The organism is Aliidiomarina indica (genome assembly GCF_015354615.1).
GTDB classification, from domain to species: Bacteria; Pseudomonadota; Gammaproteobacteria; order Enterobacterales; family Alteromonadaceae; genus Aliidiomarina; species Aliidiomarina indica.
The window spans coordinates 261,007-284,918 of the sequence record NZ_JACAVQ010000002.1; the positions used below are offsets into that span (position 1 = coordinate 261,007).

Below are 23,912 nucleotides of genomic sequence, written 5' to 3' on the forward strand. Positions count from 1 at the left end.
TTGGCTAGTTTACCCGACGATTTGTCCGAGCTGAAACAACGGTAAGTATAAGGCTAATAGTAACAACAACGTAATGATACTCACGACAATTAGCACGAGTGTCGGTAGGAGTCCAAGGAAACCTTCTTGCTGCGCGTGTTGCTGGTGCTGCAATTGGGCGCTGGCAAAGCGCAGTTGCGTGCCGAGACGGCCACTCACCTCGCCGATATGTATGGCTTGGCATAGGTGTTCGGGAACCTCAATATGACGACAACATAAATAAAATGCTAACCCTGACTCTAGCATTTTGCCACAACGTTGCCAGCGATGGCGCCAATACCCACTTTCACTAAAACGTGCCACATAGGCCATGCTGTCGTGCAACGGAATGTGGCTATCTAGCGCTAAGGTGAGCATGTTTATGTCTTGCAGTAGATGGTAGGTACGTAAATAGTCACCGATATAGGGAATCCGGTAGATGCGCGCGCACCCATGAGGCTGTCGCAACCAGTTTGGCCAGCGCCAACGCAAGAGGGCAGCACTGGCAAAAATGGCGGCAAGGGCAAGGCCAAACTGCATTAAAACATGTTTGTCATGCAGACCCATGAGCGATTGGGTGAGCGCGGGTAACACCACATCAAGCTGCGCGTAAATATCGGCAAATCGCGGTAATAAAAACGCCACCATAGCGATAAGCATCAGAAACGCGATGGCTAACACAATGAACGGGTAGCGCAGGGCACTGCGCAGCGCCTGAGCATCAGCCATACGTTGTTTCAGGGTAAGGTGGAGTTGCTCCAGCACTTTAGGAAGCCGACCTGTATGCTCGCCAACGCCCACCCAAATGCCTAAGTGAGTTGGAAACACAGCATATTGTTGGAGTGCATGAGCAAGGGAATCCCCTTGCTGCATCTGTCGAATAACGCTGAATGTGGCCTGAGCCGACTCGCGCGAGTTGCTAATCCGGTGCAGATACTGCCACGCACTTTGCTGATCGAACCCCGACTCAAGTAACTCATGCCATTGATACAGAAATTTTAGCTGCCATTGAGCATAGCGACGGCCGCGCCCAAGCGCAGGCAGGCGGCTAACCAGACGTGCTTGAATGCGTTGCTGAGCCAATTGCCGACGCACCTCGGTCAGGTTGCTCGCCTGCACCAGCCCACTTTGGATGCCCTCACTGCCATGAACGCCATGCCAACGAAACCAGTGCATCGTCATGTACCCACAACGTCAGCCGATGGTTGCTGTAAGCATCGGTCAATGTGATGCATATCCGAGAGCAGCGCTTGCTGCAAGGAACCATCACCTAAGCGAAGATCAAAAACCCCCACACGCTTGTCGTTGACTACACACAAGCGTTGGTTGATGAGTAGGTTTAAGCAGGCAGCCAACTGATTGGGTTGAACGCTAAGTTGCTGGAGGCGAATAATCGCGGCGAGCGGGGAGCTTGCGTGCAAAGTTGCGAACACCAGATGGCCAGTTTGCGCCGCCTGACAGGCTATCAGGGCGGTTTCTTGATCGCGAATTTCACCAATCATCAACACATCCGGATCTTGTCGAAGCATGGCTCTTAAGGCGGTTGCAAAGGTAAGGCCGACATGCGCCCGAATCGGTACTTGGTTAATTCCTGGCAGGGCAATCTCAACCGGATCTTCGACCGTACAAATATTCATCTCACCGGCATTTAAATGCTGTAACATCGCATACAGCGTACGCGTTTTACCGCTGCCCGTCGGCCCCGTTACCAGAACCAACCCTTCGCGCTTGCTCAGCTCCTCGAGCACCGTATGATATTGTTCAGGTAGCAAGCCGAGTTGCTGCAGGGGCAGTGCTTGCTCCCCCATAATTTGCAATCGAATCACTATTTTCTCGCCATGCAGCGTTGCCAATGTATTTACTCGACAATCGACGCGGGTCGTTTTGCTCTGAATGGATAAGCGTCCATCTTGGGGTAGTCGTCGTTCGGTCGTATCCATGCCCGCGGCCGTTTTAATGGCAGCCACGGTGCGAATGGCTTGCGCCGAACTCAGGTATTGGCGGTGGGCCAAACTACCTAGATAGCGCCCTCGCCACTGGGCGCCATCTACGAGGGGCTCCAGATGGAGATCTGAATCGCCGCCTTCTGCGCAGGCCACAATAAAATCACTTAATTCGCGCTCAAGTTGTGGGTTAGCAAGCATCTTAACTAGCACCCACACAATGCGGAATGCGCATTTGCGAATCGAATTCACTGATAAAATCGGAGCAGAGGACCGCCCACTGTAATTGGGTCGCGGTTACTGCAGGTTGGAGTTCCACGGTCAAGAATTCGCCGCTGCGATCACGCACTTCAAAGGTGGCACGTATTGAGCCTGGGGCGGTTCCGGTTTGTAAGCTTACGATGCCCTGAGGCAGGGGAGCCGTTGCAGCAGGAATACCGCGCTGACCAAAACTGGAGCATGGCGATAATGAACCTTCCATTTGCCAGCATAAGTTAATCGCCGTTTGCCACGGTTGTAGGCTTAACATCAAGGTTCCGGCCCGTGCTCGCTGGCTATAGTCGGTGTAGGCTGGAATCGCAAAGGAGCTTAGAATCCCGATAATTGCGACAACAATCATGAGTTCGACAAGGTTAAACCCAGCTGTATTTCGCGCATAGTAGTGCATAAGCTACCCTCCATGGTAGTCGAAGAATCAAACGGCGCTTGCACTTAGAATCAAGGGTGCGAAACGACTACTGCAACAAATAGCCGAAAACAGCAGAAGGGGATAGGGGAACATACGGATATCAGCCATTGCCGACGAAGATTGTGCGACTTTGGCTGATTCTTAAACAGTGAGGCGATGCGGAGTTTACGCGGAGGTGATAACCCGCAGTGATAAATCGAGCGCTTGAATATGCTTAGTAAGCGCGCCAGAAGAAATAAAGTCCACGCCGGTGCGGGCATAGTCAGTTAATTGTTCAGGGGTGACGTTGCCCGATACTTCAAGTTTGGCGCGCCCCTGAGTAATGGCCACGGCTTCACGAATCATGTCCATACTAAAATTATCCAACATAATAATGTCAGCGCCTGCCGCAATGGCTTGTTCAAGTTCCGCGAGAGATTCGGTTTCCACTTCCACTTGCCGGTTCGGATGGGCTTGACGCGCTGCTTGAACTGCTTGTGCTATTCCGCCACAGGCAGCAATATGGTTTTCTTTAATCAGGTAGGCATCAAATAACCCAATACGGTGATTAAACCCGCCACCACAATGGACCGCGTACTTTTGTGCCAAACGCAGCCCCGGAATGGTTTTGCGGGTATCCAACAAGCGCGTGTTCGAACCTTCTAACTGCGTCACTGCGTGAGCAACGTAGGTGCTGGTTGCTGAGAGCGTTTGCAGAAAGTTCATGGCGGTGCGTTCACCGGTAAGAATGGCGCGTGCTGGGCCTTGCAAGGTACACAGCGCTTGGTTTGCTGTTATCCCATCGCCATCAGCCACATGCCAATCGATCTGTACCTTGTTGCCGAGTTGGTGAAACACTTCGTCAAGCCAAGCGCGTCCGCAAAACACACCATCTTCACGCGTGATTAAGGTTGCCTGGGCTTGCTGCGATTCCGGAATAAGTGCGGCAGTAATGTCTTGATCGGGATCAGCACCCGCAGCCGGATCTGTACCGAGATCTTCGGCCAGAGCGAAGGTCACTTGGGCGGGAATTGCAGCCACTAAAGCGTCAGCCATGGTAAAGGTTGGGCGAATGCTCATGCCTTGATCTCTCACTTTGCAAATGGGTCGGGATAAATTGACGTGCGCTCGGTTACTGGCGAATGGTTAACACGCCGTCACGTTGAGTGAATTCTAACGCGCGTAGGGCACTCATGCCCAGCAGAATATGCGAACTGTCGTAATCGGGAACAATAGTCGCTGAAACATCTTGTAGGCGAATTTCCCCAAAGGTAAGGGTGTCGATTCGAGTTTGATACGCCGAGGCGATACCACTGGCCGTTCGCACTTGCACGCGGGTACCGGGGTTTACACCTAGCTCATCGGCTAAGCGTCCAGGTATCGCAACTTGGGTTGCGCCTGTATCTAATAAAAAGGAAACATGACGCCCGTTAATGGTGCCGTTAACGAGGTAGTGGCCCGCACGATTTTGCTGCAGTTCCACCACGGCTCTGTTGCCGTCAGTGTAGGTGACTACCTGCTGATTGGGGTTATTCTGGCGTTCCAAATAATGATTAAAAAAGAGATAAAACACCGCAAATAGACTTACCCAAGCAAGGATGGCGAAGCCGCGACCTAGCATGCGTGAAGGTTCTTGATTTGAGTAATCGGAGCTCATCTGCATATCCTCCGAGGGAACATCTGTGATACAAATGGCATCATACCTCAATTACTCTATGAATGTTGATTTCGTTCATTTTTGTATCGTAAAAATCGATTCTTTAGGAGTGTGTGTGGGCAAACTGACCATTCAACAGCACCGTTGCCAGCAGGCTACGTACTACCCATCGCCGCACGCAGACGAGCGGCCCGAACCACAGGATATTCACTTGTTGGTGGTCCACAATATTTCATTACCGCCGGGCGAATTTGGTGGCCCTTACATCACCGATTTGTTTATGGGCACGCTCAACCCCGAAGATCACCCATTTTTTCAAGAGATTGCGCATATCAAAGTGTCTGCCCATGCGTGTATTCGTCGCGATGGTAGTATTGAACAGTATGTAGATTTCAACCGTCGTGCGTGGCATGCGGGGGTTTCAACCTGGCACGGCAAAGAACGCTGTAATGATTTTTCCATCGGTATTGAACTTGAGGGAACCGACCACACCCCCTACACTGAAGAACAGTATCAAACACTCGCGCAGCTAACTATCGCGCTACAAGAAACGTATCCTGGAATCACCGATGCATGTATTACAGGACATGAAGACATCGCACCCGGGAGAAAAACCGATCCCGGACCAGCGTTTAATTGGAATTATTACCGGCAGCAAATTGCTGCGTTGACCAAACAGGATGGATAAAAAACTATGGTAGTGTTGTCGTTATTAATTGCGCTCATTCTTGAGCGACTCCGCATTACTCCGGAAGGATGGCGACTCGAGCCTACAGCGAATCGTTGGGACGAATGGTTACGTGATCATGAGCAACTTGGCTCCTGGCGCCAACACGATCTGCTCGGTCCGCTGTTACTGATTTCGCCAGCGATTGTGCTCGCCCTTTTGTTGTGGTTGTCCAATAGCATCCTCGCCATGCTCATCATCAATGTATTGGTACTTACTTTGGCCATTGGCTGCCGCGCTCAGCGCAATGCCTTGCGTCAGTTTCTACTTGCCGCCAACCGCGGCGATGAAGAAGCGCGCAAGGAGTTTGCGGCCGAGCTTCGATACGTCAATGATGATGAACTCACCATTGGACAACAGTTGGTGTGGCTGAATTTTCGCTATTACTTTGCCGTTGCCTTTTGGTTTGCAATTTTCGGTGCGGCGGGCGCGTTAGCTTACACCCTCTTACGGGCACGTTCAGAGTCAGTCCCTAAGCTACTGGCGTGGATAGAGTGGTTGCCGTTACGCGCCGCAGGCTTTGGCTTCTTATTGGTAGGCCATTTCTCTCGGGCCTTGCCACAGTGGTTGAAATCATTCTCTGCCGGGGTCGACAACCCGCCGAAGATTTTAGGGGAGCTAGCGAGTACTGCTGAAGAAGTATTAGCGGAAGAAGATGATCACACCTCGGAACCAGATGCATTGGTGAATTTGGTACGTCGTAATATGGTGCTGTTGTTGGCAGTGGTGGCAGTAGCCACCTTATTCGGCTGGGCCTTGTAGTGTAGGCTTGTCAGAGAGCTCCGATAGCTGCGTTTTAATCAGGCCTCAATCGGCCCGGTTATGCCTTGCTCTGGAAGCTTCTGCCTGCGCTTCGGGTTGTGTGTATTTGTAGCCAACGCATCGCGTTGGTCAGGGGCTGATAAAGGTTCTTGGGGCGGTGTAGCCAACGCACCGCGTTGGTCAGGGGCTGATAAAGGTTCTGAGGCCGGTGTAGCCAACGCACCGCGTTGGTCAGGGGCTGATAAAAGTTCTTGGGCCGGTGTAGCCAACGCACCGCGTTGGTCAGGGGCTGATAAAGGTTCTGAGGCCTAAATCTGCAACGGACCAACGCGGTGCGTTGGGTACAGGAGGTCAGGCCACTGGGGCTAGTTATTTTTGGTGGTTATGTTTATAATGGTCGTTAACGGTAAATTGGTAAGACCAATTTACAGCGAATGGCCAAGGTGAATGAATACAATAGAGCGGATAGCACATACAAAATTATCCGATATGATCGTCACCCAAATGGAGTCGATGATCGTCGATGGAACTTGGGCTGCAGGCGAGCGTCTCCCATCGGAGCGCGAACTAGCGGCCCGTTTTGCTGTGTCTCGCCCTTCACTACGCGAGGCCATTCAAAAGCTCGAAGCAAAAGGCTTAGTGACGCGCAAGCAAGGTGGTGGTACTTACGTGCGAGGAGGTCTCGCAACGGAAGTCACCGACCCACTGTTTGAATTACTTGCACGGCATCCTGAGTCACAGTTTGATTTGTTGGAGTTTCGACATGCGCTTGAAGGCGTGTCTGCATTTTATGCAGCGATGCGCGGAACGGACACCGATTTACAACGCATTGAAGCAACCTTCGCGGCACTACAAGAAGTCCGTTATGCAGCCGTTCCTGCCCAAGCCGATGCCCTAATGATGTTCTATACCACCATTGCTGAGGCGTCTCACAATGTGGTGTTGCTGCATCTGGTTCGAGGCATGCGCGGACTCCTTCAAGAAAATATGCGACGCAACCTAGAGGTGCTATTGGAGCGCAGTGATATACGCGACCAACTGCACGTGCACCGAAAGGCGATCGTTGATGCGATATGCGCACGGGAGCCTGAACAAGCGCGTGATGCGTGTCATGAACACCTTGCGTATATCGAACGTACGTTATTGCAGATTAACCGGGAACACACACGTTTGCAGCGATCGCTGCGCCGGAATGAACCCTGAAGTCCTTTGGAGATGAAAGGAAAGATTATGGCAGATTTACACAGTAAAGATATCGACCAACAGGAAACGCTGGAGTGGATTGAAGCACTCGAAGCGGTTCTTGACGCCGAAGGTCCAGAGCGCGCCCATTTTATCCTTGAACAGCTTATTGATAAGGCGCGTCGTAGTGGTGCCTACTTACCGTATCAGCCAACCACGGCGTATCTGAATACGATTCCTGTGAGCCAAGAGCCGGTGATGCCAGGCGATCATACCTTGGAAGCACGGATTCGTGCGGCCATACGTTGGAACGCCTTGGCAATGGTGCTGCGTGCCTCGAAGAAAGAACTTGAGCTTGGTGGTCATATTTCTAGCTTCGCATCCTCTGCGATGATCTACGATGTAGGCTTTAACCATTTCTTTCGTGCTCCAGGCGAAGACGGTGGCGACTTCCTGTTTATCCAAGGCCATGTGTCACCGGGTATTTATGCCCGCGCTTTCCTTGAAGGACGCATTACCGAAGAGCAACTCGACAAATTCCGTCAGGAAGTGGATGGTGACGGCTTGTCCAGTTACCCGCATCCAAAATTGATGCCCGATTTTTGGCAGTTCCCCACCGTATCAATGGGCCTTGGCCCGATTCAGGCCATCTACACCGCTCGCTTCTTAAAGTACCTCACTGATCGCGGTATCAAAGATTGTTCGAATCAGCGCGTTTATTGCTTCCTTGGCGATGGTGAAGTGGATGAGCCAGAAAGCTTAGGTGCAATTGGTCTTGCCACCCGCGAAGGTTTAGATAACTTAACCTTCATCGTGAACTGTAACTTGCAGCGCTTAGATGGCCCTGTGCGCGGTAACGGTAAAATCATTCAAGAACTCGAAGGCACTTTCCGCGGCGCAGGCTGGGAAGTAATTAAGGTGATCTGGGGTCGCTATTGGGATCCGCTCCTTTATCGGGATACCGAAGGTAAGCTTGCGGAAATTATGCAAGACAGTGTCGATGGTGAGTATCAAAACTATAAAGCCAAAGGCGGCGCCTACACCCGTGAACACTTCTTCGGAAAAACAGAAGAAACCAAAGCCATGGTGGCTAACTTGTCGGATGAAGACATTTGGCGCTTAAACCGTGGTGGTCACGACCCAGTGAAAGTGTACGCGGCCTATCATAAAGCCGTGAACACCAAAGGTCGGCCACAGGTTATTCTTGCCAAAACGGTAAAAGGTTATGGTATGGGTTCTGCCGGTGAAGGGAAGAACGTTGCTCACCAAGTGAAGAAGATGGATGTTGAAGCCATCAAGCACTTCCGCGACCGGTTTAACATTCCAATCAAAGATAGCGATTTGGAAGATATCCCTTACTACAAATTTGATGAAGATAGCGAAGAGCTCAAATATTTACGCGAGCGTCGGGAGAAACTCGGTGGCTTTATGCCAGTGCGTCGTGCCGAAACCGACAAAGAGCTAGAAGTACCCGGCTTAAAAGCTTTTGAAGCGGTATTAAAAGGTTCTGGCGACCGCGAGATCTCGACGACGATGGCGTTTGTGCGCGTACTCACCGCCATGCTTAAAGATAAGAAAATTGGTCAGCGTGTCGTTCCGATTATTCCTGATGAAGCACGCACCTTCGGTATGGAAGGCTTGTTCCGTCAGGTGGGGATCTACTCATCGCAAGGGCAGAAATACACGCCTCAAGATGCCGACCAAGTGGCTTACTATCGTGAAGATAAAAAAGGTCAGGTGCTGCAAGAGGGGATTAACGAACTTGGTGCAATGGCATCGTGGGTGGCGGCAGGTACTAGTTATTCCACCAACAACGAGCCGATGATTCCGGTATATATCTATTACTCCATGTTTGGTTTCCAACGTGTGGGTGATTTAGTGTGGGCCGCAGGCGATAGCCAGACCCGCGGCTTCTTAATTGGTGGCACTGCAGGTCGCACCACCCTGAATGGCGAAGGTTTGCAGCACCAAGATGGTCATAGTTTATTGCACTTCGGTACGGTACCGAATTGCGTAAGCTACGATCCAACCTACGGTTACGAAGTAGCGGTGATTGTGCAAGACGGTATGCGTCGCATGTTCGCTGAGCAAGAGAATGTGTTCTACTACATCACGGTGATGAACGAGAACTACAAGCAACCAGAGATGCCTGAGGGCGTTGAAGAAGGCATTTTGCGTGGCGTTTACAAGCTTGACGATGTGAAGGCGAAGAGCGGTAAAACCAAAGCTAAAGGCGAAGTTCGCTTGATGGGCTCAGGCACGATTCTCAATGAAGTACGCAAAGCGGCATCGATTCTGGCTGAAAAGTTTGATATCAATGCCACCGTATTTAGCGCCACTTCATTTAATGAGCTGGCGCGGGATGGTTTGGATGTAGAGCGGTACAACATGCTCAACCCAACCAAGAAAGAGAAAACAGCCTTTATTACCAAGTCACTTGAGCAAGGGAAAGGGCCTGTTATCGCTGCCACCGATTATATGAAACTGTACGCGGACCAAGTACGCGCCTGGGTTCCAGGGCCGTATCGCGTGCTCGGTACCGATGGTTTTGGTCGTTCCGATAGCCGCGAGAACTTGCGCCGCCACTTCGAAGTGAATGCCGAGTATGTGGTGGTCGCAGCGCTTGCAGAGCTAGCCAAAGCAGGGGATATCGATAAGAAAGTGGTGGCCAAAGCCATCAAAGATTTCGGTATCAATGTCGATAAAGTAAACCCACTCTACGCGTAAGGAGCAACTCATGGCTGATGCAAAAGAAGTTTTAGTTCCCGATGTAGGTGGGGAAGGTGTTGAAGTAATCGAAGTCTTGGTAAGCGAGGGCGATAACATTGATGCTGAGGAGTCTTTAGTCACGGTTGAGAGTGACAAAGCATCGATGGATATACCTGCGCCATTTGCCGGTAAGGTAAAAAGTTTAAAGGTAAAAGTGGGCGATAAAATCAGCGAAGGCGACTTGCTGGCGCTGATTGAGGCCGCTGATGCCGATAGCGACGAAGAAGAATCGAATGATTCCGACAGCGCATCGAAAGATGAAAGCGACACGGAGAAGAAAGAAGACAGCGATTCTGATAGCAACGATTCCGATGATAAAGACAGCAACGACAAAGAAGAAAAGTCGGCACCGAAAGCGGACACCAATAAGAAAAAATCATCTGGTAGCACTGAAGTTATTGAAGTAAAGGTGCCGGATATCGGTGATTCGGGTGAAGTGGACGTCATTGAAGTTTTGGTTGCTGAAGGGGATGAGGTCTCTGAAGAAGATGGCCTAATCACATTGGAAACTGATAAAGCCACTATGGATGTGCCAAGCCCGAAAGCGGGTAAGGTGAAATCGTTAAAAGTAAAAGTTGGCGATAAGGTGAGCGAAGGCTCTCTGGTATTAGAGTTAGAAGTTTCTGGTGCAAATGATGAGTCTGATAACGACGATGCGTCAGACGATGATAGCGGCGCGGACTCGACATCAGAAAGTAAGTCAGAGAGTAAATCAGAACGTAAGTCAGAATCGAAATCTGAAGAGTCAGGCGAAGGCCGATCTGAGCGTCGCGATCCACCTGTTCCGGACCACCCGCTTGGCCGTAAAGGTAAAAGCGAGGGTTTGGTCCATGCGTCACCGGCGGTGCGTCGTGTTGCACGGGAGTTTGGTGTCGACTTAAGCCAAGTGAAAGGTTCTGGTCCGAAAAGCCGTATTTTGAAAGAAGATGTGCAAGAGTACGTGAAATACGAATTGTCACGTCCGAAAGCCTCTGCGGCAGCCAACACCGGAGGCACCGGTGGCTTGCAAGTTATTGCGCCACCGAAAGTTGATTTCAGCAAGTTTGGTGATGTTGAGGAAGTGGAGCTCACGCGTATTCAGCGTATCTCTGGCCCGAATCTGCATCGCAACTGGGTTACCATTCCGCATGTTACCCAATTCGATGAAGCTGATATCACTGAGTTAGAAGCCTTCCGAAAGGCGGAAAACGAGCAATTAGCCAAGCGCAAAGCGGATGTGAAATTCACGCCGCTGGTATTCATTATGAAAGCAGTGGCAAAAGCGCTGCAGGAATTCCCGGTATTCAATTCGTCATTGCACGAAGATGGTGAACGCCTCATATTGAAAAAGTATGTGCATATCGGCATCGCCGTGGACACACCAAATGGCTTAGTGGTACCGGTTATTCGTGACGTAGATAAGAAAGGCATCATCGACTTATCACGCGAACTTACCGATGTGAGCCTGCGAGCGCGGGATGGCAAATTGAAAGCAGCAGATATGCAAGGTGGCTGCTTCTCAATTTCGAGCTTAGGGGGCATTGGTGGTACTGCATTTACACCCATCGTAAATGCGCCTGAAGTGGCTATTTTGGGTGTTTCGAAAAGTGATATGAAACCGGTGTGGAACGGCAAGGAGTTTGAGCCACGGCTCACCTTACCGCTGTGCTTGTCATACGACCATCGCGTCATTGACGGCGCGTTAGCGGCACGTTTCACGGTATATCTGAGCAGCGTGTTATCAGATATTCGGAAAATTATTCTCTAGACAAGACGTACCGAGGAAATCTCGGTACAATATCGCGCGAATTTGACTCGTCATGCTGGCGCAGCAGCTAGCAAAAACGGATAGGGGTAATCATGAGCAACGAAATTAAAACGCAGGTCGTGGTGTTAGGCGCCGGTCCTGGTGGCTATTCAGCAGCATTCCGTGCTGCAGACTTAGGTTTGGACGTCGTCCTTGTTGAGCGCTACAGCACCTTAGGTGGTGTGTGCTTGAACGTAGGTTGTATCCCATCAAAAGCGCTGCTGCATCTGGCCAAGCACATCGAAGATGCGAAACATCTTGGCGATGCGGGTGTCAGCTTCGGCGATGCCAAAATTGATCTGGATAAAGTCCGCGATCACAAAAACAAAGTAGTGAGCCAACTTACCGGCGGCTTAACGCAAATGAGCAAGATGCGTAAAGTACAGGTTGTGACCGGCAAAGGTGAATTTACCGGCTCTAACGAATTGAAAGTATCCGGCGATAAAGAAACCGTGATTAAGTTTGAGCATGCCATTATTGCCGCAGGTTCACAGCCAGTAGAACTCCCGTTCATTCCTCATGACGATAAGCGCGTTTGGGATTCAACCGACGCACTCGAACTGCCGTTTGTTCCAAAGAAAATGTTGGTACTTGGCGGCGGTATTATCGGCTTAGAGATGGGTTGTGTGTATAAAGCGTTAGGGTCGAACCTCGATGTAGTTGAGTTTATGGATCAGCTCATTCCTGCAGCCGACAAAGACATCATTAAGGTCTTCACGAAAGAGATGAAGTCGAAGTTCGACAACATCATGCTAGAAACCAAAGTGACCGACGTAGAAGCCAAAAAAGACGGTATCTACGTGACTTTTGAAGGCAAAAATGCGCCTGAGAAGCCGGTCAAATACGACGCAGTTCTTGTTGCGGTAGGGCGCACGCCAAACGGTAAGAAGTTGGGCGCTGAGAAAGCAGGCATCGAAGTAACAGACCGTGGCTTTATCGAAGTAGATAAGCAAATGCGCACGAACGTGAAGCATATCTTCGCGATTGGTGACATCGTTGGACAACCAATGCTCGCCCATAAAGCGGTGCATGAAGGCCATGTTGCTGCTGAAGTGATTGCAGGTAAGAAGCATTATTTCGATCCGAAAGTGATCCCATCAATCGCTTACACGGACCCAGAAGTGGCGTGGGCTGGTCTCACCGAGAAGGAAGCGAAAGAGCAGGGCTTGAACTATGAAGCAGTGACCTTCCCATGGTCTGCCTCTGGTCGTGCGATTGCTTCGAGTGCAACCAATGGCTTCACCAAGTTGTTATTTGATAAAGATAACGATCGTATTATCGGTGGCGCGATGGTGGGTTCCCACGCGGGTGAACTCCTTGGCGAAGTGTGCTTAGCCATTGAGATGGGCGCGGATGCGGAAGATATTGCACTTACTATCCATGCGCATCCAACCTTGCACGAATCGGTTGGTTTAGCGGCAGAAATTTACGAGGGGTCGATTACCGACTTACCGAATAAAAAAGCCAAGAAAAAGTAAACGCGTGAGCGTAAAGAACAAGCCAGCATTCGGTTAGGAATGCTGGCTTTTTTTGTATTTAAATATTTTAAATGCAATGTAACGTACTCATTGTAAAGATGATTCACCAATCTTGAAATTGTGCGGGGGGGGGTGATATTTTTTTGGTACGCGTAAAAGGTGTCATCACTTCACTTTTATGCTAAGGACAAAGAATTATCATAGGGAGAACATGATGAGACACCTTCGATATTTTTCCAATTTCTTCATTATTTGCCTGTGCTTGCTGAGCAACTCTGTATGGGCTAACACGTCTGAGTGCTCGAATTTTCAGAATGAATCACTCAGTCAATGTGCCAACTATCAATACAATGTCTTGAACTTGCATTTTCGAGACTCGACGAACATAGAGCATGATGTCACCGTCTATCGTGTCAAAGATCCTCAGGGAAATGTTGTTAGTGCCGATGTTGATTTTAGAGTTCGGTGTGGTGATGCGTGTCTGTCAAACCCTGAAGGTGCCATAGACGATGCTCTATGGGCATTTCGAGCAACTTACCTAGCAGATTCGTTCTATGTTTATCGAGACTGCGACTCTACTCTTGAAATTTGTTGCGATGAGAGTTCTTGCTATGAGAACCATGGGGGCGATGATGTGATTGCTACGCAAGAAGATTCGCTTGGAGACAGTTCAACGCTGGGCGATGTTACGCCTGCATCGTCTAATAGAGGGAAAAAGATTCTAGATTTCATTCCAATCGTGGACTCTGGGTTGAATCTTTATGATCGGCTGATGAATGATAGTAAAAACGAGAAAGAGTTACGGGAAGAGTTAGCGAATGAGCAGGAGACTTCCTCTAAATTTGTTTTGATCAATACCTCAGGAGGAGGGAACCAAGTGTGTGTGGATGATGGACAAGTCTGTACCGTAATTGACGGAAACATAAGTATCAGCAGCTCTTTTGCTAACGCAGATCTTTCTCATAGCCATGGATTTAAGTTTAACCTAGAACTAGCGGAGTGGTTGAACCAATGGTTTGAAGAACAGAATAGCTTGATTTGTTCTCAGCGTATGAGCTGCGACCATGCTCATAATTGCACTGTTACCCTCAGCTGTCGTTAATCTGTCCATTTGAATTTAAAAGAGCAAATAGCCGGTGTCCATGTTTGGGCGCTGGCTTTTTTTGTATGGGGTATTTTAAAAATATTTCCGCTTGTCACAGCACTGATAAATTCACATATCAAACTGTACTTTTAGTTCACCAAAAAATTAGTGTCGGAAATTAAAGAAATCGCTATAGCCCATGTAAATAAAGGCATCTTTGGTCGTGTATTAGTTGTCGCTGGTCGCAAATTTAGGCGAAAACCCCTATTTAATTGTAACAAAATGTCATTACCCATTGTGACCTTGTTAATCAGTTGTTACATTCGCTGGGACTCAATAAAAGGTAGGTAAATTATGTTTAATTCCGGCAAACTTTTTTTAATGGCCTGTGTGGTCATTTTCGTGGCAGGTTGTAACTCAACGTCATACTCCACAGCGTCGCAGCAACAGGTAACGACTCCAGAGCTAGTGTCTATCCCTGAGTATATTGAATTTCTTAATACCCTAGAAAACTCAATCGCTGAAGGCGAGCCTCGTCGACTTGATGAAGATGAGCGACGTCAGTTTGATTCGATCAAATCAAGTTTGGTGTCTCTGATTGGTCATCGCCAAGATATCAATCAGTTTGATCAGTACGACAAAGAGCGTTTATTTAACCTGCATCAGCGTCTACAAACCGTGGTTATTGGTGACCCAAGCACGCAAGTGATTTGCCGCCAAGAGCGCACAACAGGTTCAAACATGCGTCAAACGCGTTGTATTACCCGCCAGCAAGCGGATGATGAGCGTCGTCGTTCATCAGAGTTCTTCGGTGACTTAATTGATGCAGGTCGGTCAATTATGCCTGTGGGCAACTAATTCACGCGATGTGCTACAAATTGATGTGTTACGTAAAACCGGAGCTTGGCTCCGGTTTTCTTTTTCCTACCGCTGAGATGAGCGCTTCTTGACAGAGACTGGTATAATCAAGGAATAGATGCTCTTGTGCGCGTTCTTCGCCCCTATGGAGCAGTGATTCCATTCGATGATAATTAGAGCCGTACCTTGATGACACAGGACAAGACATCACAGAATTTACTGAATTGGGCCGCCGAAACGAAGTTGCCGACCCCTTTCGCTGAATTTCGTTTAATCGGATTTACAGATGCCATAGGCAAAGAGCATGTGGCATTGGTGTTAGGCGATGTAACCACCGAAGAACCGGTTTTAGCCCGCGTGCATTCTGAATGTCTCACGGGTGATGCGCTGTTTAGTCAGCGTTGTGACTGTGGCCCCCAGCTTGAAGCCGCTATGCGCAAAATTGCGGTCGAAGGTCGCGGTGTCATCGCCTATTTGCGGCAAGAAGGCCGAGGCATTGGATTAATCAATAAGATTCGTGCCTATGCGGAGCAAGACAAAGGTTTAGATACCGTAGAAGCCAATGAGATTCTTGGGTTTGTCGCCGATGCCCGCGAGTATGATATTGCCGCCGATATGTTTGATCAGTTAGGCGTTCAATCGGTGCGTCTCATGACGAATAATCCGAAAAAACTAGCGGCATTACGCGATTGTGGTGTAGATGTGGTTGAGCGCATTCCTCACCGCACCGAAGGCACGCCTCATAATGAATATTACCTTGCGACAAAAACCAAGAAATTTGGTCACTTTTTGTAATTCTTTTGTTATAAATTCTTACATTATGCCCTTTGCTTCTTACTCTCGAAGGGCATACACTTCTGTGCGTTCTACAAACTAGTAACAATGCCTGAGTAGGCCTGAAATCAGGGCTGCTTGCGGGCAACGTGATGACCCATGGAGTCAATATCATGAATAAAGTAACTTTAGTTGCGGCAAGTGTCGCTTTCGCGCTTGGCTTAGTCGCGTGTTCGCCTGCAGATCAACAGGTCACCGATGTACAGGAAAGCGCCCATTCGCAACAGGCGGATTTGCATTCCGGTTTAATGTTAGACGATTTTGATACCAGCGTTCGCCCACAAGACGATCTCTTTATGTTTGTGAATGGTACCTGGTACGAGAATACTGAAATCCCTTCCGATCGCCCCACGTATGGCGCTTTTAATATGCTCGCTGAGGAAAATGAGCGACGTTTACGCGGTATTATTGAAGATGCCGCGGCAACTGATGCAGAGCCGGGATCGAACAATCAAAAAATTGGCGACTTCTTTGCTAGTTTCATGGATGAAGAGCGTATCGAGGCCTTAGGCGTTAGTCCGATTGAGCCTTACTTAGCGCAAGTAGCAGCGGTGAACAGCCATACCGAAATGACAGCATTAATGGGTGAGCTGCGTCAAATTGGCGTTGGTGGCCCTTTTGGTTTCTATGTTTGGGCCGACGCACGTAATCCTGATTACTATGCGCTCTATCTAAATCAAGGTGGTTTAGGCCTGCCGGACCGCGATTATTATTTCCGTGATAGCGAAGATTTTCAGAAAATTCGGGAAGCCTATGTGCAATATATCGCTGATATGCTCACCGTTGTCGGTCATGAAAACCCACATGACGCGGCCGAGCGTATCTATGCGTTAGAAGAACAACTTGCTGAAGCGAGCTGGACCCGCGCGGAAAGCCGCGATGCTGAAGCAACGTACAATAAGAAAAGCTATGCGGAAGTTGCAACGCTACTGAATACCTTCGATTTAGAAGCGTTCGCGCCGGCTGCAGCCATTACCGCAGCGGATGAAATGATTGTGCGTATGCCATCGTTCTTTGAAGCCTTCGGCGAAATTTACGCAGAAACTGACTTGCAGACCTGGAAAGACTACATGCAATTGCGTGTAGCCGGAGCTTTTGCGTCGCGCTTGAGCAGTGATATTGCTGATATCCAATTCGGTTTCTACTCGACCACCTTAAATGGCGTTCCAGAACAACAAGAGCGTTGGAAGCGTGGTGTACAAGCGGTAAATGGCGCGTTAGGTGAAGTGCTGGGTCAAGAATACGTCGCGCGTTACTTCCCGCCTGAAGCGAAAGCGCGCATGGGCGAGCTCATCGATAACCTACTTATTGCTTTTGAAGAATCGATTCAAGAGCTTGAGTGGATGACCGATGACACTAAAGTGCTAGCGCTCGATAAACTGAATAAATTCACGCCGAAAATCGGTTATCCAAATCAGTGGAAAGATTACGGCCCACTGACGGTTGATGCCACAGATCTGATTGGCAACAGTGTGCGCGCAGCGCAGTTTGCCTATCAAGACAATATTGCCGATATCGGTCAGCCGGTTGATCGTGAGCGTTGGGGCATGACGCCTCAGACTGTAAACGCTTACTACAGCCCAACGGCCAATGAAATTGTATTTCCTGCAGGCATTTTGCAGCCGCCGTTTTTCGATATGAATGCCGACGATGCAGTGAACTATGGTGGTATCGGAGCTGTTATTGGTCATGAAATTGGTCATGGCTTTGATGACCAAGGCTCGCGCTATGATGGCGATGGTAATCTACGCAACTGGTGGACCGATGAAGATCGGGAGCAGTTTGAGAAGCGTGCCGACATCTTAGTTGAGCAATACAGTGCTTTTGAACCTTTACCAGGTTTGAATATCGACGGCCGTGTTTCTCTTGGTGAGAACATTGGCGATCACGTAGGCTTACTCAGTGCATTCCGCGCCTATCAGAATTCACTCGGTGGCGAATCAGCGCCAGTGCTAGATGGTTTTACTGGTGAGCAACGTTTCTTCCTGAGCTGGGCACAAATCTGGAAAATTAAGTTCCGTGACGACGCATTGCGCGCTCAATTGGCCCGCGGTCCGCATGCTCCCGGCAAGTACCGTGCACTTGGCGCGCCGCGCAACATTCCAGGATTCTATGAAGCCTTTAATGTTCAGGAAGGCGATGGGATGTATCTGCCCCAAGAGCAACGCGTTATATTGTGGTAACCAACGCATTGCGTTGGTCCGTTGCGGATTAATGCACTATGTCCAACCCCTGACCAACGCGGTGTGTTGGCTACGGGGGACAGGCAATAAAAAAGCAGCGCTTACGCGCTGCTTTTTAGTATCACCGGGTCGCTGAATTAAGCAGACATCGCCCGATTGATTAACATACGAACATAGTCGTAGTGTTGGCTGGCTTCTACGTCAGAGCGACGAGGAGCGCGCATCAACTTAATACGATTAAGTTGGGCGACAGCGGCTGACTTACTTAAGTTGTCGTACGACGAACCGTTCTCAAAACCAGCAATGGCAATCAAACGCTCAACGTATTCAATCTGTAAGTTCTTCGCTGTGGTTGTCAGCGGCTTGTTGGTCTGAAACACCGCGTCGGTTAAATCACCGATCACTTCAGTCAACGGATAGGTATTGCCGTAGCGAGTACTGTCGGTAATCCGCAGCAATACTGCAGGGTGCAACACATGGTTTAGTACGTTGCGCTGCATATTTAACACCATGTCATGGAACGCTGGGTCTTCATTCTGTCCCCAGTGGCCAAAGCCACGCCGCTGCTGTTGCATGTACGCAAGTACCGGCTCCATCGATTGCATTGCGTCTGGTGCAAACACGTAATCTTTCAGCACCTGCATGGCTTCTTTTTGCTTTTCACGGGGTACCGGCGTGAATGGTTTCACATCATCGGCCTGACCGACTACGGCGCGTTCTACATAAACGCCACCGATTTGGCGTGATACCACACCAGCTTTGCCAGCGTAATGACCAGCTAAGCGCAGGGCAGAGGTGCGCACGCGCTGGTGCGAACGGCCATCAACACGCGCATTGTCGAGTAATTCACCCAAGGTGTGATTTACCGCAATAAACCGATCCCGTGAGTAAGCCACCGGATTTGATGACATATCACCGATCATAACCCGCGGATCGATGTGGCGGCCAGGGGCGCGCATATCGTCTGCGTCATTACCAAACATCAGTTCTGGTTGATGGGAACGAGCAAGGATCTGCTCTAAACGCGCTTCTTCGGCGGCATCATCTGCAAGAGCTGGGCTGTATCCGTACTCAATCGCCCAGCTGTCATAAGGACCCACAACGTACTGGTAAAAATCACCTTGTGTGGTGCCCGGAGGCGCAATGTTTACTGGCGCATAATCCATCACAGAACCGGTCAACACACCTTGGGTAAGAGAAGCATCATGAACTTCTTTTTCATTCCAAAGGTTCGACGCTTTCATGTTGTGATTTAAACCTAGGGTATGGCCCACTTCATGCAAAATAACGTGAATCAATGCTTGGCGCAGTAATTCATTGTTATCCATATCCTCGCCTTCCAGCAGGCCCGACATGGCGCGACCCGCGATTAGGTCTTGATGAATGGCATGGCCTTGAGAGCAATATAAAGTGGTGCCGTGCTCGTGTTCATGGTGGTGCGCGTCACCGTATAGCTGGTCTTCAAGCCAGCGATTGCTCATGTACACATATTCCATCATGATATCTGCGGCGATGATTTGTCCGGTCAATGGATGTGCAATCGATGGACCATAGCCGCCAAATGGAGGGCGCGGTGACGAAGTCCAACGAATCACGTTGTAGTTCACATCGCCTGCGTCCCAATCCGCATCGTCTGGTTGAACGCGCACTTCCAGTGCGTTTTTAAAGCCTGCGGCTTCAAAGGCTTTATTCCAACCCAGCACACCTTCGGCAACGGTATCGCGCCATTCTTCTGGCGTGGTGTTTTCAATCCACCACACAATCGGCTCTACCGGTTCAGATAGGGCGGCGTCTGGATCTTTTTTCACTAAATGCCAGCGGTTAATGACATCATTGAAAGGGGCCCAGTCAGCACTGGTCATATTGTCAAACTGCTGCGTAAAATAGCCAACTCGAGCGTCATCACGACGGGGTTGGAAATCATTTTCCGGCAGTGCAATAAACGAGTGCTGTAAGGTAATAGTAATCGAACGGGGATCAGTGATCGCTGGGGTACCGAACACGGTTGGGTTTGGGTTATTGAATACATAATCCACCACCACATCCATGTTGTCTGGATACACGCGCTTATTCACGATACGGCTTTGGTCTTTGTTCAGGTTGCCTAGAGAGAATGAAGGGCCTGATTGATTCGCACGAGACCAAGGTGCTACCCGATGCAAGGCTTCGCTCAGAATTAAATCTTGTGCGTTGAGCAGAATACGTCCATCTTCTTCAACACGGATCTTCAGGCTAGCCAGCGTTGCTTCGCTAATGTTAGCGTCTGATGCACGGGAAAGCGCAGAGCTTTCATCGAACTGGAAGCGGTCGTTCCGCACAACAATATCGATACGATCGAAATAGCGACGGAACTCAATGAGTTTGGTTTCGCGATAGTTTCCGCGAAAGTGACCAGCCTCAACAACGCCATCGGCGGTCGTCGCAAAATAAATGAATGGCGTATCTAACTGGCTCTCATTAATCGAGAGAAGCATTTGTCCGGTTTTTGGGTCACGATAGAAGTTAAACAAGCCTTCGTGAATGTCATGATCTTTGATGTGATCGGCATAACTTTTTTCGTCCCCGTTGCTACTGCCGTTTTTGTTGCCGCTGTTCTCGTCGGCAAATACGGGGTGCGCTAACAGCATGCATAAGATGCTGCTGGCAATAAGTGTTTTTTTCATGGTGTGTGTTGTCCCTGATTATTTAACCGTCACATTCTAGCGACTTGTTTGCTAAAAATAAAAAACGAAAAAGTAAGAAAATGTGTTTTTGCGTTGAGCAGAGGGTTATTGTTGTTCAATGCCATGTAAACTGAAATAAATTGATAAAAATGAGAGCTGAGAATGCAGATTCGACCAAGGCAACTCAAGCGTGACGTATTAGCAAGTGTTCACTTTCATCGAAAGCCGCTACTCGCTTTCTATCTCTACTTTGCAATATTCGCGTTTGCATTATGGGCACCATTGTCCGGATGGATGTTGACAGGGTTGGTGCGCGCAGCAGGACAGGCCGCTATTGGTAATGAAGACCTCTTGCGCTTCGCCATCACTCCCTATGGCATGACGTGGATTGTACTTGCTCTCACGTTGGCAGCTGTTTTAATTTTCCTCCAGCATGCGGGCATGATGCTGGTGGCTACCCGCGACGCCCGGGGTAAGTTCCATAGTGCCACCAATGCCTTATGGCAGGTGCTCAAACGATTACCCAAATTACTCGCGTTGGGCGCCATTCAAGTATTTACCCATCTGCTGCTATTGCTGCCGCTGTTCGCTATTTTGGTGTTTGCGTTTCAATCGCTGCTCGCGCCATACGATATTTACTATGTATTACAGGCACAGCCTTATGAATTTTGGGCATTTCTTTCGGTGCTCGCCGGCTGTGTACTGATAGCCTTAATGGTGAATGGAAGTGTTTATGTTCGTTGGATGTTGGCCCTTCCCATTTTACTTATCGAAGACTTGTCGCCTTGGCAGGCGCTAAAACGAAGTGCTCGACTCACCTGTTCGGTCCGTTTAAAGCTAGGTAGTATGGTTGTGCTCATTGCCGCCATCGTGGCCATGATACCGATCACCCTGTCCTTACTATTTGATGGAATGGGTTGGTTCATTACATCAATACTGCCACAGCAGTATGGCGTGCAAATTACCATGATGGTGTTATTACTAGCGGCCTACGCTCTAGCTAATTTACTGGCTGGGTTCGTGGCCGTGAGCATCAACAGTTTAGTGATGCTCAAAATCTATCATCGTCGCTGCAAAAAACAACGAGGCATTACCGTAGATACGGAGCCACGTTATGCGGGCTGGTGTGCCGTAGGTGTTGAGTTTGTGGTGGTTGTGGTGGCGCTGGTGCATTTATTAATTGCCATGAATGCGTTTGATGACCGTGACGATGTGCTAAACATTGCCCATCGTGGCCATTCTTGGAATGCTCCGGAAAACACCTTAGTGGCCATTGAAAAGGCGATAGATGCGGGCGCGCACTATATTGAAATTGATGTAAGGCACAGCGCCGATGGCGTACTCGTGCTCAAACATGATCGAGATATGTTGCGTATCGCTGATGATCCGCGCGCCATTTGGGAAATCCCCTATGAGGAGTTGGCGGCCATGGATGCGGGAAGTTGGTTTTCCCCTGAATTTCGGGGGGAATATGTGCCGACACTCGCGGATGCAATTGAACGGGTGCGAGGCAGAGCTGGGCTGTATTTGGAAGTAAAGGGCGCACCGCAAATGCCGGATCTCGTACCTATGGTCATTGCGCAATTGGAAGAAGAGAATATGCTAGACCACACCATTTTTGCGTCGTTATCGCCGGCAGATCTCATGGAAGCGCAGGCCATTGCACCGAACCTGAGAACCAGCTTGTTGGTTCATACTGCGGTCGGAGTGGTGGAACGACAACCATTTCATATTCTGGCGATGCGCGACGGGTTAGTCACACCGGGTCGTCTCAGCCGAGTGCGTAACCACGATCAGGAACTTCACGTTTGGACCGTAAATGATCCAATGCAAATGCGCCGATTTCTTGATATCGGTGTCGATGGAATTATTACCGATCGGCCAGATGTATTAACAGAAATTATGCAGGAGCGCGCAGAAATGTCGCGTCCAGAACTATGGTTAATGCGCTTTCGACACTGGCTTTGGTAAGCGGTGTTCAAAGCGCGATGGGTTAGCTAAATAAAACCTAAGTGAATAGGGGAGAAGGCTCCATGAACAGTGTAACAACGCAATCCGATGGCCTAGTCGACCATATGCAGTCAGCGGCGGGCTGGCTGCACTTATCAGTGAACCATGCTGGTGTAACCGGCGTTAATTTTGCCGATGATGCATTGCCAGACACCATCCTTAATAAGCAAGCCCCTTCAGCGGAGCAAACAGCGCTGCTAGAACAACTTAAACAGGAACTTGATGCCTATTTTGCTGGCAGCTTAACAGCGTTTACCGTTCCCCTCGCGCCGCAAGGTACTGCGTTTCAACAACAGGTATGGCGTGCCTTACAGCAGATCCCCTATGGTCGCACCTGCTCCTATCATGATCTAGCACATCAAGTAGAGCGCCCGCGTGGGTATCAAGCGGTGGGGCAAGCAAACGGGCGTAACCCTATCGGTATCATTATTCCCTGTCATCGCGTGATACAGAAAAATGGCAATTTAGGCGGCTACGCAGGTGGCATTGAACGCAAATCTTGGTTATTACGGCACGAACTTCGTGTGGAAAATAACCTCTAACGTAAACAAGCGACATTCATCGAATCGATAAAGCTGTGGAGGCATGATTTGTACCTTTTGCACACCATAAAATGGGGCGTTGTTAGTATCATTTTTGTGTTGCTACTCGCCAGTTGTAGTCGCGACGATGGTCCGAGTTCTGCGTGGCCGCAGGGACAACTTCCAACCGTCCAACATCAAATGCAGGTGCTAAATGATTTCCAGTTAGGCCCGTGGCGGGGTTGCAACGTGGATTTTGAACGAGGCCAAATATGGGGTGTTGCAGGCTACCAGAATTATTGGGTATGTCGTGGCATGGTATCTGGTGAACACCGTTATGCAATTACGTTGTTCGCTGCGCCAGGCAATGAAACTGGGCAGCAAGTTAAACTAGAGTTTCGTCGCGGCTATGAGCCGGGCATGAATGCACTCATTGGCGTGTTTCTTCGACTTTCTGGTGTGGATGATGATCAAGAGCGTCTGCGCATGCGCTCTGATATCAGTCGCTATTTAATTACCCCGCCCGATGTGCGGGCGATGGTGCAAGCAAGTTTAACACCGAATAATTTGATAATGGATATGGGCTATAACATGCCTCGGGGTGGCTACACCACCTTGGAAATTAATGCACGGCCTAGCCTTGCTCCAATAGACGACGAAGAATAATTGCGAAATTGGAATTTATGGTCCATAACCATAAGTGCTAAACAGGCAATTCTGCCAAACCAATAAGGAAAAATAATAATGAATTGGTATCTGCAGGTTCTTCG

The 23,912-nt window shown here is 49.4% G+C and carries 19 protein-coding genes; 13 read left to right on the plus strand and 6 right to left on the minus strand.

Going from position 1 to position 23,912, the window contains the following annotated elements; translation table 11 throughout:
• Nucleotides 1-9: 9 nt before the first annotated feature.
• From HXZ99_RS05600 to HXZ99_RS05620, 5 genes are all read right to left on the minus strand, one after another.
• Nucleotides 10-1,194: a type II secretion system F family protein gene (locus tag HXZ99_RS05600; protein ID WP_194756288.1), complete on the minus strand. Its 1,185-nt coding sequence runs from the start codon at nt 1,192-1,194 to the stop codon at nt 10-12.
• A 2-nt stretch (nt 1,195-1,196) separates the two neighbouring features.
• Nucleotides 1,197-2,162, minus strand: a complete 966-nt coding sequence (locus tag HXZ99_RS05605) for a GspE/PulE family protein (RefSeq protein WP_194756289.1) — start codon at nt 2,160-2,162, stop codon at nt 1,197-1,199.
• Nucleotide 2,163: 1 nt separating this feature from the next.
• A complete protein-coding gene (locus tag HXZ99_RS12330; protein ID WP_194756290.1) occupies nt 2,164-2,628 on the minus strand; it encodes a pilin in 465 nt (154 codons plus the stop codon).
• A 186-nt stretch (nt 2,629-2,814) separates the two neighbouring features.
• Nucleotides 2,815-3,708, minus strand: a complete 894-nt coding sequence (gene nadC / locus HXZ99_RS05615; protein ID WP_194756291.1) for a carboxylating nicotinate-nucleotide diphosphorylase — start codon at nt 3,706-3,708, stop codon at nt 2,815-2,817.
• Between the two features lie 52 nt (nt 3,709-3,760).
• The gene (locus HXZ99_RS05620; protein WP_228517666.1) at nt 3,761-4,285 is read right to left on the minus strand and encodes a retropepsin-like aspartic protease family protein; all 525 of its coding nucleotides are present in this window, start codon (nt 4,283-4,285) and stop codon (nt 3,761-3,763) included.
• A gap of 58 nt (nt 4,286-4,343) precedes the next feature.
• Here HXZ99_RS05620 and ampD point away from each other — a divergent pair, with 58 nt between their 5' ends.
• From ampD to HXZ99_RS05670, 10 genes are all read left to right on the plus strand, one after another.
• Nucleotides 4,344-4,973 carry a 1,6-anhydro-N-acetylmuramyl-L-alanine amidase AmpD gene (ampD, locus tag HXZ99_RS05625; RefSeq protein ID WP_194756358.1) on the plus strand — a complete coding sequence of 210 codons (630 nt, stop codon included), beginning with the start codon at nt 4,344-4,346 and terminating at the stop codon, nt 4,971-4,973.
• A gap of 6 nt (nt 4,974-4,979) precedes the next feature.
• Complete coding sequence (ampE, locus tag HXZ99_RS05630) at nt 4,980-5,774, plus strand: regulatory signaling modulator protein AmpE (protein ID WP_194756293.1); 795 nt, start codon at nt 4,980-4,982, stop codon at nt 5,772-5,774.
• Nucleotides 5,775-6,221: 447 nt separating this feature from the next.
• Nucleotides 6,222-6,977 (plus strand): pyruvate dehydrogenase complex transcriptional repressor PdhR, encoded by a 756-nt coding sequence (gene pdhR, locus HXZ99_RS05635; protein WP_194756294.1) that lies wholly within the window; start codon nt 6,222-6,224, stop codon nt 6,975-6,977.
• Nucleotides 6,978-7,004: 27 nt separating this feature from the next.
• Nucleotides 7,005-9,683 carry a pyruvate dehydrogenase (acetyl-transferring), homodimeric type gene (gene aceE, locus HXZ99_RS05640; protein WP_194756295.1) on the plus strand — a complete coding sequence of 893 codons (2,679 nt, stop codon included), beginning with the start codon at nt 7,005-7,007 and terminating at the stop codon, nt 9,681-9,683.
• Between the two features lie 10 nt (nt 9,684-9,693).
• Nucleotides 9,694-11,472: a dihydrolipoyllysine-residue acetyltransferase gene (gene aceF / locus HXZ99_RS05645; protein ID WP_194756296.1), complete on the plus strand. Its 1,779-nt coding sequence runs from the start codon at nt 9,694-9,696 to the stop codon at nt 11,470-11,472.
• A gap of 92 nt (nt 11,473-11,564) precedes the next feature.
• Nucleotides 11,565-12,989 (plus strand): dihydrolipoyl dehydrogenase, encoded by a 1,425-nt coding sequence (lpdA, locus tag HXZ99_RS05650; protein WP_194756297.1) that lies wholly within the window; start codon nt 11,565-11,567, stop codon nt 12,987-12,989.
• A gap of 634 nt (nt 12,990-13,623) precedes the next feature.
• Nucleotides 13,624-14,091 carry a hypothetical protein gene (locus tag HXZ99_RS05655; RefSeq protein ID WP_194756298.1) on the plus strand — a complete coding sequence of 156 codons (468 nt, stop codon included), beginning with the start codon at nt 13,624-13,626 and terminating at the stop codon, nt 14,089-14,091.
• 336 nt (nt 14,092-14,427) lie between these two features.
• Nucleotides 14,428-14,931 (plus strand): hypothetical protein, encoded by a 504-nt coding sequence (locus HXZ99_RS05660; protein WP_194756299.1) that lies wholly within the window; start codon nt 14,428-14,430, stop codon nt 14,929-14,931.
• A gap of 189 nt (nt 14,932-15,120) precedes the next feature.
• On the plus strand, nt 15,121-15,726 hold the full coding sequence (gene ribA, locus HXZ99_RS05665; RefSeq protein ID WP_194756300.1) for a GTP cyclohydrolase II: 606 nt from the start codon (nt 15,121-15,123) through the stop codon (nt 15,724-15,726).
• A 152-nt stretch (nt 15,727-15,878) separates the two neighbouring features.
• Nucleotides 15,879-17,948 (plus strand): M13 family metallopeptidase, encoded by a 2,070-nt coding sequence (locus HXZ99_RS05670; protein ID WP_194756301.1) that lies wholly within the window; start codon nt 15,879-15,881, stop codon nt 17,946-17,948.
• Nucleotides 17,949-18,085: 137 nt separating this feature from the next.
• Here HXZ99_RS05670 and HXZ99_RS05675 read toward each other — a convergent pair whose 3' ends face one another.
• On the minus strand, nt 18,086-20,611 hold the full coding sequence (locus HXZ99_RS05675; protein ID WP_194756302.1) for a zinc-dependent metalloprotease: 2,526 nt from the start codon (nt 20,609-20,611) through the stop codon (nt 18,086-18,088).
• Between the two features lie 162 nt (nt 20,612-20,773).
• On the opposite strand from HXZ99_RS05675, the gene HXZ99_RS05680 reads away from it, so the two are divergent.
• The 3 genes from HXZ99_RS05680 (at nt 20,774) to HXZ99_RS05690 (ending at nt 23,808) form a co-directional block, all read left to right on the plus strand.
• The gene (locus HXZ99_RS05680; protein ID WP_194756303.1) at nt 20,774-22,582 is read left to right on the plus strand and encodes a glycerophosphodiester phosphodiesterase family protein; all 1,809 of its coding nucleotides are present in this window, start codon (nt 20,774-20,776) and stop codon (nt 22,580-22,582) included.
• Nucleotides 22,583-22,644: 62 nt separating this feature from the next.
• Nucleotides 22,645-23,163 carry a methylated-DNA--[protein]-cysteine S-methyltransferase gene (locus tag HXZ99_RS05685; protein ID WP_228517668.1) on the plus strand — a complete coding sequence of 173 codons (519 nt, stop codon included), beginning with the start codon at nt 22,645-22,647 and terminating at the stop codon, nt 23,161-23,163.
• Between the two features lie 57 nt (nt 23,164-23,220).
• Nucleotides 23,221-23,808, plus strand: coding sequence for a hypothetical protein (locus HXZ99_RS05690; protein WP_194756304.1), 588 nt, complete (start codon nt 23,221-23,223; stop codon nt 23,806-23,808).
• The last annotated feature ends 104 nt before the right edge of the window (nt 23,809-23,912 follow it).

What these genes read in the sequence shown, in the direction of transcription:
- HXZ99_RS05675 (WP_194756302.1), bottom strand. Translation starts at nt 20,611, where the DNA reads ATGAAAAAAACACTTATTGCCAGCAGCATCTTATGCATGCTGTTAGCG.
- HXZ99_RS05600 (WP_194756288.1), bottom strand. Translation starts at nt 1,194, where the DNA reads ATGCACTGGTTTCGTTGGCATGGCGTTCATGGCAGTGAGGGCATCCAA.
- pdhR (WP_194756294.1), top strand. Translation starts at nt 6,222, where the DNA reads ATGAATACAATAGAGCGGATAGCACATACAAAATTATCCGATATGATC.
- HXZ99_RS05605 (WP_194756289.1), bottom strand. Translation starts at nt 2,162, where the DNA reads ATGCTTGCTAACCCACAACTTGAGCGCGAATTAAGTGATTTTATTGTG.
- HXZ99_RS05620 (WP_228517666.1), bottom strand. Translation starts at nt 4,285, where the DNA reads ATGAGCTCCGATTACTCAAATCAAGAACCTTCACGCATGCTAGGTCGC.
- lpdA (WP_194756297.1), top strand. Translation starts at nt 11,565, where the DNA reads ATGAGCAACGAAATTAAAACGCAGGTCGTGGTGTTAGGCGCCGGTCCT.
- HXZ99_RS05685 (WP_228517668.1), top strand. Translation starts at nt 22,645, where the DNA reads ATGAACAGTGTAACAACGCAATCCGATGGCCTAGTCGACCATATGCAG.
- aceE (WP_194756295.1), top strand. Translation starts at nt 7,005, where the DNA reads ATGGCAGATTTACACAGTAAAGATATCGACCAACAGGAAACGCTGGAG.
- nadC (WP_194756291.1), bottom strand. Translation starts at nt 3,708, where the DNA reads ATGAGCATTCGCCCAACCTTTACCATGGCTGACGCTTTAGTGGCTGCA.
- ribA (WP_194756300.1), top strand. Translation starts at nt 15,121, where the DNA reads ATGACACAGGACAAGACATCACAGAATTTACTGAATTGGGCCGCCGAA.
- HXZ99_RS12330 (WP_194756290.1), bottom strand. Translation starts at nt 2,628, where the DNA reads ATGCACTACTATGCGCGAAATACAGCTGGGTTTAACCTTGTCGAACTC.
- ampE (WP_194756293.1), top strand. Translation starts at nt 4,980, where the DNA reads ATGGTAGTGTTGTCGTTATTAATTGCGCTCATTCTTGAGCGACTCCGC.
- HXZ99_RS05660 (WP_194756299.1), top strand. Translation starts at nt 14,428, where the DNA reads ATGTTTAATTCCGGCAAACTTTTTTTAATGGCCTGTGTGGTCATTTTC.
- HXZ99_RS05680 (WP_194756303.1), top strand. Translation starts at nt 20,774, where the DNA reads ATGCAGATTCGACCAAGGCAACTCAAGCGTGACGTATTAGCAAGTGTT.
- aceF (WP_194756296.1), top strand. Translation starts at nt 9,694, where the DNA reads ATGGCTGATGCAAAAGAAGTTTTAGTTCCCGATGTAGGTGGGGAAGGT.
- ampD (WP_194756358.1), top strand. Translation starts at nt 4,344, where the DNA reads ATGAATGTTGATTTCGTTCATTTTTGTATCGTAAAAATCGATTCTTTA.
- HXZ99_RS05670 (WP_194756301.1), top strand. Translation starts at nt 15,879, where the DNA reads ATGAATAAAGTAACTTTAGTTGCGGCAAGTGTCGCTTTCGCGCTTGGC.